Source organism: Deefgea rivuli DSM 18356 (assembly GCF_000620145.1).
Taxonomy (GTDB): domain Bacteria; phylum Pseudomonadota; class Gammaproteobacteria; order Burkholderiales; family Chitinibacteraceae; genus Deefgea; species Deefgea rivuli.
In genome coordinates this window covers 41,259-55,679 of the sequence record NZ_JHVM01000012.1, presented here as the reverse complement: position 1 = coordinate 55,679, position 14,421 = coordinate 41,259, and the positions used below count along the sequence as shown (strand labels likewise).

Sequence of the window (14,421 nt, the reverse complement as noted above, 5' to 3'; positions counted from 1 at the left end):
CTTATTGAGGTGTTTTCGTAGCATTAAACAGCGCTTCAATCTCAGCCAATCGCTCAGCAGCCTCGCCACTCACTGAGCCTTTGGCTTGAACGATGCGCTGAATCATCGCCAGCATTTTTGTGCGCGCCGCAGCCGTGGTCGGTAACATTTTAGGAATGGCAGTCAGTGCGGCTTCACGATCAAGCAGCAAGGAAAAATATTGCTCGCGCACAGTTTGCTTAAACTCGACGAGGCTTTGTCCATCATGCTCAGCCCGAATCAAGCGTAATTGATTAAAGCTGCGCTCATCAGCCCCCGCTCCCGCCATGCCGATATAAAGCAGCACACGAATCACAGCTTCACGCGCGCCACCCTCGGTAATATTCGCTTTCAGCTCAGCAATGCGTTGCTGGATAAATGCCATCCGCTCTGGATCAAGCGCGGGTGCTACACGTTGCGACGCCTCGGGATCTGACAAACCAAGGATCAGCTGCAAGGCTGGCGAGCCATAAATAGCGAGGAAAATTTGCTCCATGCCGCTATCACGTAAATCACGATAGCTATCTAGTGCCGCAACAATCCCATCCGACATCATGCCTTGCCACGCCAGCAGCGGATTATCCGCAGACACGGGTTGACGCTGCTGGCGCACGAGTTCAGCGAGCTGTGCGAGGGGTTGCATCAAAGGATTACGACTGGAAAATAGCTGATCGGACAAATCGGATGGATTGAGCTGCTTAATCAACTCGGCGGTTTGCTCATTCATTGTTGCTCGGACGATAGGCTGGAACACGCTGCGATATAGGTCGAGATTCATTTCCGAAACCCGCTGCACTGCAGAAAAACGGCGCTCGTTAGCTGGATTGGGCTGCACGATGCTGCGGATATCCGCCAAGGTACGTGGTTCAAAGCGGACGATCCAATCGCCATTCGCCAGCTCAGAATTGTGCACATCGGCACTTTTTTCCGTCATCACGGCTTCATAGAGGCCGGGCGGCAACACATCGATAAAATCGATATTGCTCGCAAATTCTTGATGCTCTTTTTTAGCAATGCCACCTGAAACGAAAATCCCGAGGTGGCCGACGCTTTCATGAATCGCATAAATAATCGTTTGGCCGCAGGCGCGAACATCATCATCTGTCGCATAGAGATCGTTGATCCAGCCCAGAGCTTGTTGCGGCGGCGTGATATTGTCGCCTTTGGAGCAAAAGCAAATAATCGGTGAGCGGATATTTCGCAAATCGATGCGCTCGCCCTCGCTAGTGACAATTTGTACAGTCGAGAGCTTATTACCGATAAAGAGTTGATCCACGATCCACTGAATTTCTTCACCATTCAAATTAACGTGACCGCCCCACCATTTTTCAAACTCAAGAAAACGCGCCGCCCCCTTATCAATATTCGACCAAATGTCGTAGCTCTTGCTCCATAGGGTATTGGACGGGTTGAGGTTTTCAAAGTTTTTAACCAAATGGCCGCCGTCGAATTTGCCATTCCCCAAATCGCTAGTGAAGGCCGTAATCCAGCTGCCACCGCTTAAACCGCCGGTGTAACGCATTGGATTTTCGCCTTCCACGCCCGCCCAATAAGACAATGGCGAGCCAGGAATAATCACCGGACCACATAATTCAGGTCGGGTTGCCGCCAGCATCATCACCGCCCAACCCGCTTGGCAATTGCCGATGATGCAAGGTTTACCCTCTGCATCAGGGTGTAGCTCGATGACTTTCTCAAGAAAAATCGCCTCGGCATGCATGATGTCTTCGATGGTTTGACCGGGCATGGGGTCAGGCGTAAAGCCAACGAAATAGCATGGATGCCCAGCGGCCATCGCGACACCCAGCTCACTATCGGCTTTAAAGCCGCCAATGCCGGGGCCGTGACCCGCACGTGGATCAACCACAACAAACGGGCGCTGCTGTTGATTGATCGTTACGCCTTTGGGTGGATTAACGCGCACCAGCAAATAATTCACTGGTCGGGCAAACGTACGAGCATCGAGCACCAGCTCGGCGTCGAAACTCAATACATGCGGTACGGCTTTTTCTTTTTGCACATAATATTGTTCGCTGCGCTGACGCAACAAATCCCAGTACAAAATCGTGCGCTGCATCACGTCGACGGCATATTCACCCGGCGCTGTCCATGCTTGCAGGGTCGCGTTCATCAGGTTCGGCGATGTGCCCGTAGTGCGATCTGAAACTACCTTGGTGGCAGTCGTGTTGGTACTCTTGGGCATAGAATTCTCCAAAGTGAGCGGCTCTCGCACCTGATGAAGGCGCGCAGGATAGTGCTATAACAGGCTTACGCCATGATGTTGACGCCGCCATCGATATAGATCGTTTCACCAGTGAGGCGGCGGGCATAAGGGGTTGCGAGATAGGCGCAGGTGTAACCAACATCCATGATGTCGACCAACTCGCCCAGCGGCGCGCGCTCAGCCGCTTCATTCAGCAACTGATCAAAGTCTTTCAGCCCCGACGCGGCGCGAGTTTTGAGTGGACCTGGGGAAATCGGATGAACGCGAATGCCTTGCGGCCCCAGCTCATACGCCAAATAGCGGCAAGAGGCTTCCAGCGCGGCTTTCACCGGGCCCATGACGTTATAGTTGGGAACGACCTTACTGGCGCCCTGATAGGTCATTGCAAAAATACTACCGCCGTCTTTCATCAATGGTGCGGCGAGTTTGCTCATGCGAATCAGCGAGTGCACTGAAATATCCATCGCCAGCGCGAAACCATCTGCCGAGCAATCGAGTAGATCGCCTTTGATATCTTCTTTTTTCGCCGAAGCAATCGAGTGCACCAAGATATCCAGCTTGCCCCATTCCTTTTCGATTCGTGCAAACAAAGCCTCTAGCTCGCCCGGCTGCGAGACATCCAGTGGCGCAAAAATAGCGGCATTCAGTGCCTGCGCCAGCGGCTCGACGTGGGGTTTCGCTTTTTCATTCAAATAAGTCACAGCCACATCAGCGCCAACGGCGCGGAACGCCTGCGCGCAGCCATAGGCAATCGAGTCTTCGTTAGCGATGCCGATGACGAGTGCTTTGTAGCCAGCAAGAATAGGAGCAGGATTTTCAATAGACATCAGTCATTTCCGTTTAGTTGTCGACAAGGAGGGATGCTCCTTCGCACTTTACCTAGGCCATTAGACAGCTTTTAAAAAGCAAATGTAAAAAATATACATGCAAAATATTACAATAATATCTCTATTTTTATAAGGTAATTGCCAAAAAAATAACACGCCAAAACTTTAAATTGCTTTTAATGTGCGCTGCGGGGCTTGATCGACATCGCGATTAACTCGTCACCATTTACTCGGACTAAAACCCAATTTTCATCAAATCATTATTCCGGCATAGGGCAGAATCCTGCTGCAATGGTGATTTTGCCATCGCTCTAGATACCAGCCTACGCCGGTATGACAATTGATCATTTCATCTCGCGTACTGGCTTCACAGACTCTACTGCAAACCCCAGCAACATTTAATTGCTAAAAAACCAAACGTACGGTATGTTTTGTCTAAATAAGGAATACTGATGGCAAAACTGGCAGACAAACAAGAATTGGTCGATGTGGCGACGGCACTGTTCCGGCAAAAGGGCTATAGCGCGACCAGTGTGAGCGATATTGTTGCCGCTTGCGGGATTAGCAAAGGCAGCTTGTATCATCATTTTGATAGCAAAGAGGCGCTGGCGGTGGCGGCGCTGAACCGCGTCAGCGAGTATTTCCGCCGCGAGCTTTTTAGCTTGGTGCTGGATGCGCCGCAAGCGGGCGCGGCTGAGTTGGCGGCGTTTAATCAGGCGGTTGAGGTGTTTTTTAGCCAGCATCCTGATGGCTGTCTGTTGGCGAATTTAAGCCTCGAACTGGCTGCGCCTACCTCCTTATTTCAGCCCTGTATTCAGGCATTTTTTGCACAATGGGCGGAAGTTTACGCCTGTGTATTTCGCCCGCTTTATCCAGAGCAACAAGCGCAGCAAATGGCCGATGATGCGCTGGCCAGCGTGCACGGCGGGATTTTGCTGCAACGGATTCGCGGCTCGATGGCGTCATTGCAGCGCCAACACGCCCATTTACTGCAACTTGCAACAGGAACCCACAATGAGCTTTGCTAGCCTCAGCCCTATCCGCCGCGCCAGCTACGCCACCATCGGCGCAACGTTGGCGATTTTAATCTTACTTTTGGTCGGGCAGCAAAGCGGCTTGCCGCTGATTATGGCGCCGTTTGGTGCATCGTGCGTGCTGCTGTTTGCCGTACCCGAATCACCGTTGGCACAGCCGCGCAGCCTGATCGGCGGCCACCTTATTACCACCGCAATTGGCTTACTGTGGTTTGCACTATGGCCGCATTTGCCGCTGATGGCCTCAGTGGCGGTCGGGCTGGGTATTGGACTGATGGTGCTCAGCAAAACGCTGCATCCGCCGGCAGGAGCCAATCCCTTGCTGATTTTCCTCGCCGCCAAACCTTTGGGTTGGAGCTTTTTATTTACGCCAGTATTGAGCGGTGCGCTTTTATTAATGGGCGTTGCGTGGCTATACCATCGATATATTTCAAAAAAACCATATCCTGCACGCTGATTCAAATGAACGCAGGCTTATCGCACCATACGACTACGCCAGCTTGCGCTCATCACCGCACAGCAAAAACAGCACAAAGCGCAGCGCCACATAGCTGATAACTGCTGTGGCAATACCCAGCTCAATTCGCCCTAGTATATCGACTTGCCGGATCATCTCGGCGGGTAGTTGCCATTTCACAAACACCGCTTCCACTCGATACAAAGCCGTTGCGCCAATTGCCATTGGGAAGGTAAACGCCGCATATCCGGGCGAAAATGGCAGCCGCAGCAGATGGATAAACGCGCCATACACAATCAGCGTCATCGTGATGGCCAAGCCCAACATGACAATCACCAGCAAGGGATACGGCGTGGGTGACACGCGTAGATACGCTGCCAAGGTTAAACTGGCTGGCGCGGCTAAAATCGCAATCGTTGGCTGTGCGCCGACTGGAATCGACTCGCGGAACATAATCCGATAAAACATCAGCGGCATCATCACCGCATAGCAAAGCAGCGCAAACGCCATACAAGCCCAAGCCACCCCATGCGTGAAACTGCCGAACTCGCCCGTCCACGCCACCGCCGCAACGGCAATGCCAACTGGCGGCACAAACCAGCTGGGCACCATATGATGCAAAGAAAAATCGCGCCGCCGATAGCGAATAAACGCGACTAAAAAATACAGATGAATCGCAATCGCCAGCAACCATACCGCGCTACCGAGTTGCGGCCAATACAGCGAAATACCGTGGCTGACCACCATCAAGGCCATCGCAAAAGTCGGCGCTACACTGCCAACAACGGGGTGTTTCAGATCAGCTTTTAAGGTATCGGGATGCAGCGCCACGCGCAGGCACAGCGCCAAGAGCAGCAGTAAAGCTAGCGCCGCACTAACGGTTTCAATGCGCCCTTGCGCGCGGAGTACCGCATCCAAACACATGCCCAAACCACCGATCCCCAGCGCCAAACCTGCAAGCGGCGTGGGTAAGTGGCGTACTTTCTTAATCATCTGTTTCATCTGAACCTCCTCTGTTGAGGCATTAATCTCTACAAAAAAACACTGAAAACCAATCAATTTGTCATTCCGGCGAAGGCCGGAATCCAGCTGTAATGATAATTTGACCGCCACTTCTCGCTTTAGACACACAGAGCATCGCCGGTATGACGAACAGATTGGCAATTTCTGATTTGTGTCTATAGCTATAACGCATTGATGGCTTACCTGCCTTAGCGATCAAAGCAATAAGCGATATCGAATTTATAGAACCAAAAGTAATTTTTATATTCGATTTAATTATAATGCGAATGTGGTTTTTTAGGCTGGCACAATTACCAAGCGCGACAATTCAAAAGTAGAAATGCGAGAGTATTTTTAGGAAATGGGCAGAGAAATACAGCAGGAAAAAATCAATAGAAATGAAGCCTTATCGTGAGATTTAGCACAAAAATAAAGGGTATGCCTTGCATACCCTTTTACATCCCGCGATAGCAAGCCTATCGAGCCTTATGCATCGTTTAAGGCGTCACAGCGGGTAGTGGTTTTTTCTCAGCAAAATTAACAATCGGGTTGAGCATCAGCATAAAAATCAGCGACATCGTCAAATTAAAAATCAAATGCGCTGCCGCCACCACTTGCCCTGTGTCGTCGATGTGTTGATTCAAAAAATTCGACAGCGGCACAATCAGCGGAAAGAACACGATCACACCCGTGGTTTTAAAAAAGAAATTATAGCGTGCGGTTTTTTTGGCGATGGTGCTCATTCCCATGCTGGCGAGTAAGGCGGTCGATGTCGTGCCGGCATTCGCGCCAAACGCAATTGCAATCGCCGCTTGTGGTGGCAACATCCCTTGCTGCACCAACAAAATCGCCAAACCTGTCGTCACCGTGCTCGATTGCACGACTAAAGTGATAAACGCGCCCGCCAAAACGCCCACCAAAGGCGAGCTCGCTTGCGCCATCAATTCCATCACGGCGGGCAATTCACGCAGCGGCATCACCGCGCGCGAGATCAAATCCAGCGCGGCAAAAATCATCCCGAAATAAAACAGCGAACGACCAAAAAACCCAAACCGCTTGGGCAGCAAAGACACCAAAGCGCCAAGCGCAATAAAAAACGGGCCAATTGCCGTCAATTGCAGCGACACCAACCAAACCGTGCTGGTCTTGCCAACGCTCGCACCGAGCAACATCCCCAAGCTGGCACGAAACGAAATCACCGATGCGTTCACCAACGTCGTCGTTAGCGTCGATACCGCCGTGCTCGATTGCAAAATCGCCGTCGCCAATGCGCCAACACCAAACCCTGCCCAACGATTGGCAGTCACTTTGCACAACCAATCTTGCAGCGTTTCGCCACCGACCTTTTGCAACTCGCGGCTAAAGCCTTCCAAGGCGTACAAAAAAACGGCAATCGCTGCAATTACGGAAATCAGCGTTTCAAAAATACTCATGACACCCTTTTACGCAAACTTATTATTTATCTTCAATCGCCCAATCAATTTTTGATCGGGCGCTGATTTTAGCGCGGAATCACACGCGTTGCATCTGGCGATGCCAAATGGATCAACAATTCAATTCACAGCTTCCTCTTTTAAATACAATCAGTTAGCGACGCCTTTCCTGCGCGCCCATCAAGCCAGCGGCTTCAGGCATAATAGGCAGCACATCAGTACAATAATTAATATCAGCCTAGCTATAGGTATATAAATACAGGCTTTACTGAATAAAGCCTACATTGATATACCTATAAAATATCTGGAATCAAGCCGTGTACATCCCCACCATCAATACCGACATTCCCGCCTATGGTGTGGACGATCTGACTGAGCAAAGCTGGCAATGGCTGCACGCTGTGGCACATTTGGTCGCGCAAGAATTAGCCGAACAGCCCAAAGGCACGCTGGCGCTGCTCGAAGATCAAGATCGCGTGTACTGGCTGGCTTTGATTAATGACGAAGCCTATTTGGCGACAGCGACAATTTTTGAAGGTGAAATTGGCATCCAGCACGGCGCTTTATTGCGCGATTTGTACGGCTTTGCCGTAGAAGAACTGAATTATCTGCGCGAAGACTTAACCGCGTGGCTCAGTAATCAAACTACACTAAAAATCACTGATCACCGCAGCCTACAACTGTGGCGCGAGCTACCGCAACGCGGACAATTTGAAGATTAAATATTGCTCAACAGCAAAAAAATTGTCCACGAACGACACGAAAAGCACGAAAAGTAATCCTCAGCACTACTTGTTTCTTCCTGCATCGAGTCAGTGACACCCACAGCCTTGTTCGTGTGTTTCGTGAACTACGGTTTTGACTTTTTAATACGCGGTGTCACGTCAGTGAGGTCAGTAGTTTCCCAAGCACAGCCCTTCTTTCGCCTTCGTGCCTTTCGTGATCCGCCTTATGATTTGATCCAATCATAAATCCGCTGCTCGCGTCGCCTTCCCTTTTGCCAGTTCGACTGGATATTTCTCGGCATTGAGTTTAATTTTTGCTTCTGCTGCCGCAATTAAATCAATCTGCGTCATTTCGCAAAAGCGCAGCAAATACAGCAAAATATCAGCCACTTCATGCTCGCTCGCTACGCGCTGCGCCGCACTGAGCTGGTGTGATTCATCACTTTCTAGCCACTGAAAAATCTCCAGCAATTCTGCCGCTTCAACGGCCAGCGCCATCGATAAGTTTTTCGGGCTATGGAACTGCCGCCAATCGCGTTCCTGCGCAAATTGACTCACTTTGGCGCTTAAATTTTGCAAAGAATCTATTGGGGCAGGGGCAATCATCGGGCTTCTCTCAACGGGAACCTAGGGTCTGTTGACGTTTGGTTTACGATCGCGCTGGAGCGATTTTCGCGGTAGATCAAGGCATTTCGTGCGACGCATAGCCAGCTATTCGAGCACGGAATAACGCAGAGATGCCGCGAAAAGCGCCCAGCCCGCAGGGTTTGGCTGCTTTTGGCCTGACTCTGCGTTGCAAAACGCTTGAATATGGAATGACTATGCCACGCGTCTTGCGCCTTGTTTCAGGCCAAAATCAGCACAAACACGATTCGCAAACCAAACGTCAACAGACCCTAGGGATTTCCCTAGTCATTTTAATTATTTAATCAACAAAATCAGTGCTCTAACAACACCGCTCAAGCCAAAGTCCAGCACAGCGTCCTTGACATTCCATGAAATTACTTAAAAATTACTACTCAACAAAGCAATTATCGACTTCTCTCGTCTCTCCCGACAATCTAACGGACAGCGGCCAAGTGATATCGACCCAGCTCAAGAGGCCACTATGCAAATCTCAATCAAACAACGCCTGTGTTACACCGTACTTTTCCTATCGCTACTCTTGCTACTGCTGGGCGGCATTGGACTGTACAACCTCAAGCAAGTCAATGCATCGCTCAAAACCGTTTACGAAGATCGCGTCGTGCCACTCAAGCTACTCAAACACGTTGCCGATGCGTATGCGGTCAACATCATCGATGCGATGAATAAAGCCAATGCGGGCATGGTCAGTGCCGAAGACACCGCGAAAAATATCAAGCAAGCTCAGGCCGATATTCATCGCGAATGGGCCGCGTATAAATCCACCACACTCACCACCGAAGAAGCCAAACTCGCCAAAGAAACCGAGCTGCGCTTTACCAAGGCCGACGAGGAAATTAATAAACTCGATCAATTTCTAATCGGCAAAACCGCAATCATCCAAGGCGAACTCATCCAATTTATTGCCCCACTTTACAATGTCATTGATCCGGTTGGCGAAGCAATCGGCGCATTAATGAATTTGCAATTGGATGTCGCCAAAGCCGAATACACAGCGGCGCAGGCCAATTACGAAAACGTCAAATTGATCTCGATTGGCCTGATTAGCCTCGGCTTAATCCTTGCCTTCGTGTCCTGCATACTATTGATCAAAGCGATTTCACTGCCATTATCGCGTGCGGTACAAATTGCTGAAAATATCGCCCAAGGCCAGCTCGATAATCAAATTTTGGTGCATTCGCAAGACGAAACGGGCCGATTAATGCAATCCATGCAGTCGATGCAAACCGCGATTCAACGCTTTGTGCAGGCGCAAAATGAAATGGCACAGCAACACCGCGCGGGCTGGACTGCACATCGTATCGACGCGAATGCTTTTTCTGGCACGTTTAGCCAAATGGCCGTTGAGAGCAATCAACTCGTCGCTTCGCATATCCACATTACCGAGCAAACTGTCGCTGTCATCGCGCAATACGCCCAAGGCAATTTTGATGTCGATATGCTGCGACTCAATGGCGATCAAGCGCAAATTACTCAAGCGGTGGATCAAGTCAAAAACGCTTTGGTGGCGATTAGCAGCGATATTAAAATGCTGGCCGAAGCCGGTGCGCACGGCAATTTTAGCGTGCGCGGCGATGCAGGCCGCTATCAATTCAAATTCAAAGCGATGATTGAAGACTTGAATTTGCTGATTAGCACGTGTGACATCGGTTTTAACGATATTTTGCGCGTCGCTAATGCGCTCTCTGTCGGTGATTTAAGCCAAACCATCCAAAAAGACTATCCCGGCCTGTTTGGTAAAGCCAAAGACGGCGTCAACCATACGGTGTTTGCGCTGAGCAGTATCGTCGCCGAAATTGAAAACATCGTCGCCGCCGCCGCCGAACACGGCGACTTTAGCCCACGGCTAGATACTCGCGACAAACAAGGCTTTAGCGCACGCTTGACCACCTTACTCAATCGCTTATCAGACGTTACCGAAACCGGTTTACGCGATGTAATGCGCGTGGCCAATGCCTTGGCACAAGGCGATTTAACGCAGACGATACAGCAAGATTATCGCGGTCTCTTTGGCGAGACCAAAGAAGGCATCAATGCCACGGTGCATAAATTGCAGCAATTAGTCGGCGAGATCCAAGCCTCTGGCACCACAATTACGCTCGCCTCGCAAGAAATCGCACAAGGCAACGCCGATCTATCGCGCCGCACCGAAGCGCAGGCGGCTAATCTGGAAGAAACCGCCGCTAGCAGCGAGGAGCTAGCCAGTACCGTCAAACAAAATGCCGAAAATGCCATCGAAGCCAGCAACTTAGCCAGCAATGCCGAACTGATCGCCAAAAAAGGCTCAGGGCTGGTGCAAGAAGTAGTTACTAGCATGGCCTCGATCAATGTGGCTTCGCGCAAAATTGTCGACATTATTAGCGTGATTGACGGCATCGCATTTCAAACCAATATTTTGGCGCTCAACGCCGCAGTCGAAGCCGCACGAGCGGGCGAACAAGGTCGTGGCTTTGCCGTCGTTGCATCTGAAGTGCGCAATCTAGCGCAACGTTCAGCCGTTGCGGCCAAAGAAATTAAAAATCTGATTGGCGATAGCGTGTCTGAAGTCGAGCGCGGCAGCCAGATCGTAAATACCGCCGGCAGCACAATGAATGAGATTGAAACCAGCATTCAGCGCGTCACGCACATCATGGCGGAAATCGCAGCCGCGTCTAAAGAGCAAAGCGCAGGAATCGGCCAAGTGAATCAAGCAGTGAGCAATATGGATGAAGTGACGCAGCAAAATGCAGCCTTGGTCGAAGAGGCTGCGGCAGCCGCTGAGTCTTTACGTGAACAAGCCAGCCAATTATCCGAATTAGTCGGCGTATTTAAACTCAATGCCCACCACCAGCAATTAGCGGTGCACGCCCCCACCAAAACACCAAAGAAAGTACCCAGCAAACCCAAAGTTCTGCAGAGCGTCAAAGATGAAGACGAAGAATGGAGTGAGTTTTAAGCCTCAGCGCCCTCATAAAAAAGCCGACGTCGCAACGTCGGCTTTTTACTGCATCACAGAATATTAAGCGGGTGTTTCTTCGCTATTCACTGCGTTCAATACCGCTTGCAGCTTAGCTTCATCTTCGTGCGACAAGGACGTTTGAATCAACTTGCCACCTGTACCGCGCAGCTCTTCCAGCACTTTATCTGGCGTAGAGCTACGCACCAACACAAACAAAGCCGAGCTTTCTGGCTGCATATTGGCAGCCAAGTCTTTCATAAACTGATCGTTAATCCCCAAATCAGTCAAAGCACCCGACAATGCGCCCGTCGATGCGCCAATCGCCATACCCACTAGCGGCATCATAAAAATCATGCCGATCAATGCGCCCCAGAAACCGCCGCTGGCCGCGCCTGCCGCAGTCAAATTCACTGCTTGATGCAGCTTCACTTTACCCTTGCTGTCTTTGGTCGCCACAACGGCATCGCCCAAATCGATCAGGTAATCGGCCTGCAATTTACGCAAAGTTAAACGAACTTCTTCGGCTTTAAACATATCATCGTAGCCCACGACCACTAATGTACTCATTGCAATTCCTTTCAAAAGTTTAAAAGTAGATTTCAATATCGCCAAGAATGCGCGCTGCGATTATTGCATAGCCCCAGCATAAATACAGCCACTGCCGCAGACTGAAAATGGATTGCGTATTTTTACACTTTTCCACGCCCTTGCCTGCGACCTATTACCAATTCAACATTGACTCAAGCGACAGCGCTAAAGTGCAATTCAACCGTGTTATTAACTGGATCTTTGATAAAGATTTGCACGATGCCTTCATCATCAAAATGCTCAATCCGGTAGGCGATTCCCAATGATTGCAAGCGCGCTTCAAAGTGCGGCACATCCACACAGCTAAACGCAATATGATCCATTGGCTTGCCAAAACCTGTTGCTGGCGGCGCTTTGAACACCGATAAATGCAGCACCGGATGACCACTCGCATACAACCAATAGCCTTGCGAATCAAACGCAGGCCGAAATCCCACACTCAGTTCAACAACATCACAATAAAAATCCCGCATTACCTCCAACTGCTCGCGAGGCACGCGCAAATTAATATGATTCAATCCTAGATTTTTCATAGCCCTTACCTCAAATATGATTCGATGCGTTGATCAATAATCATGAAAAAACTTTGCTTTTAATTCAGCAGTATTTCGCAAATCCCACCCTGATAAATCCACATTAGGTACAATTAAATCCACTTATATACAAAGGCTGCGCCGATGTTATTTCGTGAATGGATAGGTAGCACCAATGCGCTTCCGTGGCGGCATAATCATTATGTCGGCGCGGAAATCCCGTTTCATCTGCACTATCACCCCGAATACGAAATCACTTTCACTGCTGGCGCTGGCGGTTTGCGCTATTTGGGCGACGATGTCAGTGAGTTTACCGATCTAGATCTCACACTGATTGCGCCCAACCTAGCGCATTCTTGGCAGGGAAAAACAGCATCCAATCACGCGCAAATCACGATTCATGTGGTGTTTTTTCGCGAAGAATGGCTGCATCAATTGGCGGAACAAGGCCTGCCAGAATTGCGTGAATTGGGGCAATGGTTAAGGCGAATTCGCCATGGCGTCGTATTTAGCCGCGAACTGGCAGCCACACTCGCGCCGCATTTCGCGCAGCTGCTCCAGCTCAAAGGCTTGGAGCGCGTGCTGTGCTTACTCGATATTTTGCGGCAATTGCCCAGCGACCAACGCGCCCGCTATCTGGAACTCGCGCCCGCCAACGAAGCCGTTGGCGATCCACGTCTCAAAATCGCGCTCGATTTCTTGCACCAACATTATCGCGAAAGCATCACGCTCAGCAGCTTGGCCGCAAAAGCCAAAATCAATGAAACCACGCTCAAGCGCTTGATTTCGCGACAAGTGGGCAAAAGCTTTAGCGAGCTACTGGCCGAGTTGCGCCTAGGCCACGCGTGCAATCTTTTGCTTTCAACGCAGTACGCACTACCGCGCGTGGCGCTCGACAGTGGCTTCCCAAGCTTGAGCAATTTTCATCGGCAATTTACCGCCAAAAAAGGCATTTCAGCGGCCAAATTCAGAAAGAACCGAGGAAAACCGCTCGTGTGATGCGGGCGGAATAAACGTCCATGCCAGCACGCGGCTTTGCTTTTGCCCTTGGCTCATGTCAATAGTGCGCACATCCAGCGCACCGGCTTTTTCTAGCGTACGGTACAGCACCGTCAAACTCGAGCCTTTTGACACCAAGCTGGTAAACCACAGGCAGCGCTGACCGATCTGGCGGCTTTCGGAAATCATCCGTTGGATAAACGCCTCTTCGCCGCCCTCGCACCACAACTCGCCACCTTGGCCGCCAAAATTGAGCACCGGAGCAGATTCAGTTTGCGCGGCATCGGCTTTACCACGTGGCGCTTTACCCAGATTTTTCCATTTACGCTGTGAGCCAGCCGTCGCCTCAGCCAGCGAAGCATGAAACGGCGGATTGCAGATCGTCAGATCAAAAAACTCGCCCTCTTGCACGATGCCTAAAAACATCGCCGCTGGAATCTTCTGCAAACGCAGCTCGATATTCAATTGCGGATTGGCCTCGACGATCTGCTGCGCGTTTTTGAGCGCCACGGCATCCACTTCCGAGCCAACGAATTCCCATTCGTATTCAGCCGCACCAATCAATGGATACACGCAATTCGCGCCGCAACCAATATCCAGCACCCGCACCACTTCGGGGATTTTGCCGCGATAGCTCGCATCCAATAAATCGGCCACATTGTGAATATAATCAGCGCGCCCCGGAATCGGCGGACACAAATAACCGGCCGGCACATCCCAATTTTTAACGCCGTAAAATTGCGCCAACAAAGCACGATTCAGCGTCTTCACCGCCGCCGGATTGGCAAAATCAATCGACTCATCGCCATACGGATTCACTGCGACAAACGATTTCAATTCAGGGCAAGCGGCAATCAAAGCCGGAAAATCATAACGCCCACGATGCCGATTACGCGGATGCAACTCAGCCGGAGCCTTAATCGTGTGGGGTTTAACAGGGGATTTAGAACGAGGTTTTGCGTGCATGGTTTTAGCCTTAATCAATAACGCCATTCTCG

13 protein-coding genes are annotated in these 14,421 nt (G+C 50.6%); 5 read left to right on the top strand and 8 right to left on the bottom strand.

Features of this window, described 5'->3' with window-relative positions:
- Window position 1: 1 nt before the first annotated feature.
- Both Q320_RS18685 and fabI read right to left on the bottom strand, forming a co-directional pair.
- On the bottom strand, window positions 2-2,221 hold the full coding sequence (locus Q320_RS18685; protein WP_051534514.1) for a DUF3141 domain-containing protein: 2,220 nt from the start codon (window positions 2,219-2,221) through the stop codon (window positions 2-4).
- Between the two features lie 65 nt (window positions 2,222-2,286).
- The gene (fabI, locus tag Q320_RS0105955) at window positions 2,287-3,069 is read right to left on the bottom strand and encodes an enoyl-ACP reductase FabI (RefSeq protein ID WP_027468247.1); all 783 of its coding nucleotides are present in this window, start codon (window positions 3,067-3,069) and stop codon (window positions 2,287-2,289) included.
- Window positions 3,070-3,521: 452 nt separating this feature from the next.
- Between fabI and Q320_RS0105950 the strand changes: the two genes are divergently transcribed.
- Together Q320_RS0105950 and Q320_RS0105945 are read left to right on the top strand one after the other, a co-directional pair.
- Window positions 3,522-4,097 (top strand): TetR/AcrR family transcriptional regulator, encoded by a 576-nt coding sequence (locus tag Q320_RS0105950; protein WP_027468246.1) that lies wholly within the window; start codon window positions 3,522-3,524, stop codon window positions 4,095-4,097.
- Complete coding sequence (locus Q320_RS0105945; RefSeq protein ID WP_027468245.1) at window positions 4,084-4,560, top strand: HPP family protein; 477 nt, start codon at window positions 4,084-4,086, stop codon at window positions 4,558-4,560. The genes Q320_RS0105950 and Q320_RS0105945 overlap by 14 nt, the downstream gene beginning before the upstream one ends.
- Window positions 4,561-4,593: 33 nt before the next feature.
- On the opposite strand, the gene Q320_RS0105940 is transcribed toward Q320_RS0105945, so the two are convergent.
- Window positions 4,594-5,562 carry a TDT family transporter gene (locus tag Q320_RS0105940; protein ID WP_156938996.1) on the bottom strand — a complete coding sequence of 323 codons (969 nt, stop codon included), beginning with the start codon at window positions 5,560-5,562 and terminating at the stop codon, window positions 4,594-4,596.
- A gap of 497 nt (window positions 5,563-6,059) precedes the next feature.
- The gene (locus Q320_RS18680; RefSeq protein ID WP_051534513.1) at window positions 6,060-6,995 is read right to left on the bottom strand and encodes a Na/Pi cotransporter family protein; all 936 of its coding nucleotides are present in this window, start codon (window positions 6,993-6,995) and stop codon (window positions 6,060-6,062) included.
- Window positions 6,996-7,312: 317 nt separating this feature from the next.
- Between Q320_RS18680 and Q320_RS0105930 the strand changes: the two genes are divergently transcribed.
- A complete protein-coding gene (locus Q320_RS0105930) occupies window positions 7,313-7,717 on the top strand; it encodes a hypothetical protein (protein ID WP_027468243.1) in 405 nt (134 codons plus the stop codon).
- A 243-nt stretch (window positions 7,718-7,960) separates the two neighbouring features.
- Here the strand turns inward: Q320_RS0105930 and Q320_RS0105925 are convergent, their stop codons facing one another.
- Window positions 7,961-8,326, bottom strand: coding sequence for a nucleotide pyrophosphohydrolase (locus Q320_RS0105925; protein ID WP_035852697.1), 366 nt, complete (start codon window positions 8,324-8,326; stop codon window positions 7,961-7,963).
- Between the two features lie 502 nt (window positions 8,327-8,828).
- Here Q320_RS0105925 and Q320_RS22170 point away from each other — a divergent pair.
- A complete protein-coding gene (locus tag Q320_RS22170) occupies window positions 8,829-11,300 on the top strand; it encodes a methyl-accepting chemotaxis protein (RefSeq protein WP_051534512.1) in 2,472 nt (823 codons plus the stop codon).
- Window positions 11,301-11,363: 63 nt separating this feature from the next.
- Here Q320_RS22170 and Q320_RS0105910 read toward each other — a convergent pair whose 3' ends face one another.
- The gene (locus tag Q320_RS0105910; RefSeq protein ID WP_027468240.1) at window positions 11,364-11,870 is read right to left on the bottom strand and encodes a DUF1269 domain-containing protein; all 507 of its coding nucleotides are present in this window, start codon (window positions 11,868-11,870) and stop codon (window positions 11,364-11,366) included.
- A 173-nt stretch (window positions 11,871-12,043) separates the two neighbouring features.
- A complete protein-coding gene (locus Q320_RS0105905) occupies window positions 12,044-12,424 on the bottom strand; it encodes a VOC family protein (protein WP_027468239.1) in 381 nt (126 codons plus the stop codon).
- A gap of 144 nt (window positions 12,425-12,568) precedes the next feature.
- Here Q320_RS0105905 and Q320_RS18670 point away from each other — a divergent pair, with 144 nt between their 5' ends.
- Window positions 12,569-13,423, top strand: coding sequence for a helix-turn-helix domain-containing protein (locus Q320_RS18670; RefSeq protein ID WP_051534511.1), 855 nt, complete (start codon window positions 12,569-12,571; stop codon window positions 13,421-13,423).
- Here the strand turns inward: Q320_RS18670 and rlmF are convergent.
- A complete protein-coding gene (gene rlmF / locus Q320_RS0105895; protein ID WP_027468238.1) occupies window positions 13,379-14,389 on the bottom strand; it encodes a 23S rRNA (adenine(1618)-N(6))-methyltransferase RlmF in 1,011 nt (336 codons plus the stop codon). The genes Q320_RS18670 and rlmF overlap by 45 nt on opposite strands.
- Between the last annotated feature and the right edge of the window lie 32 nt (window positions 14,390-14,421).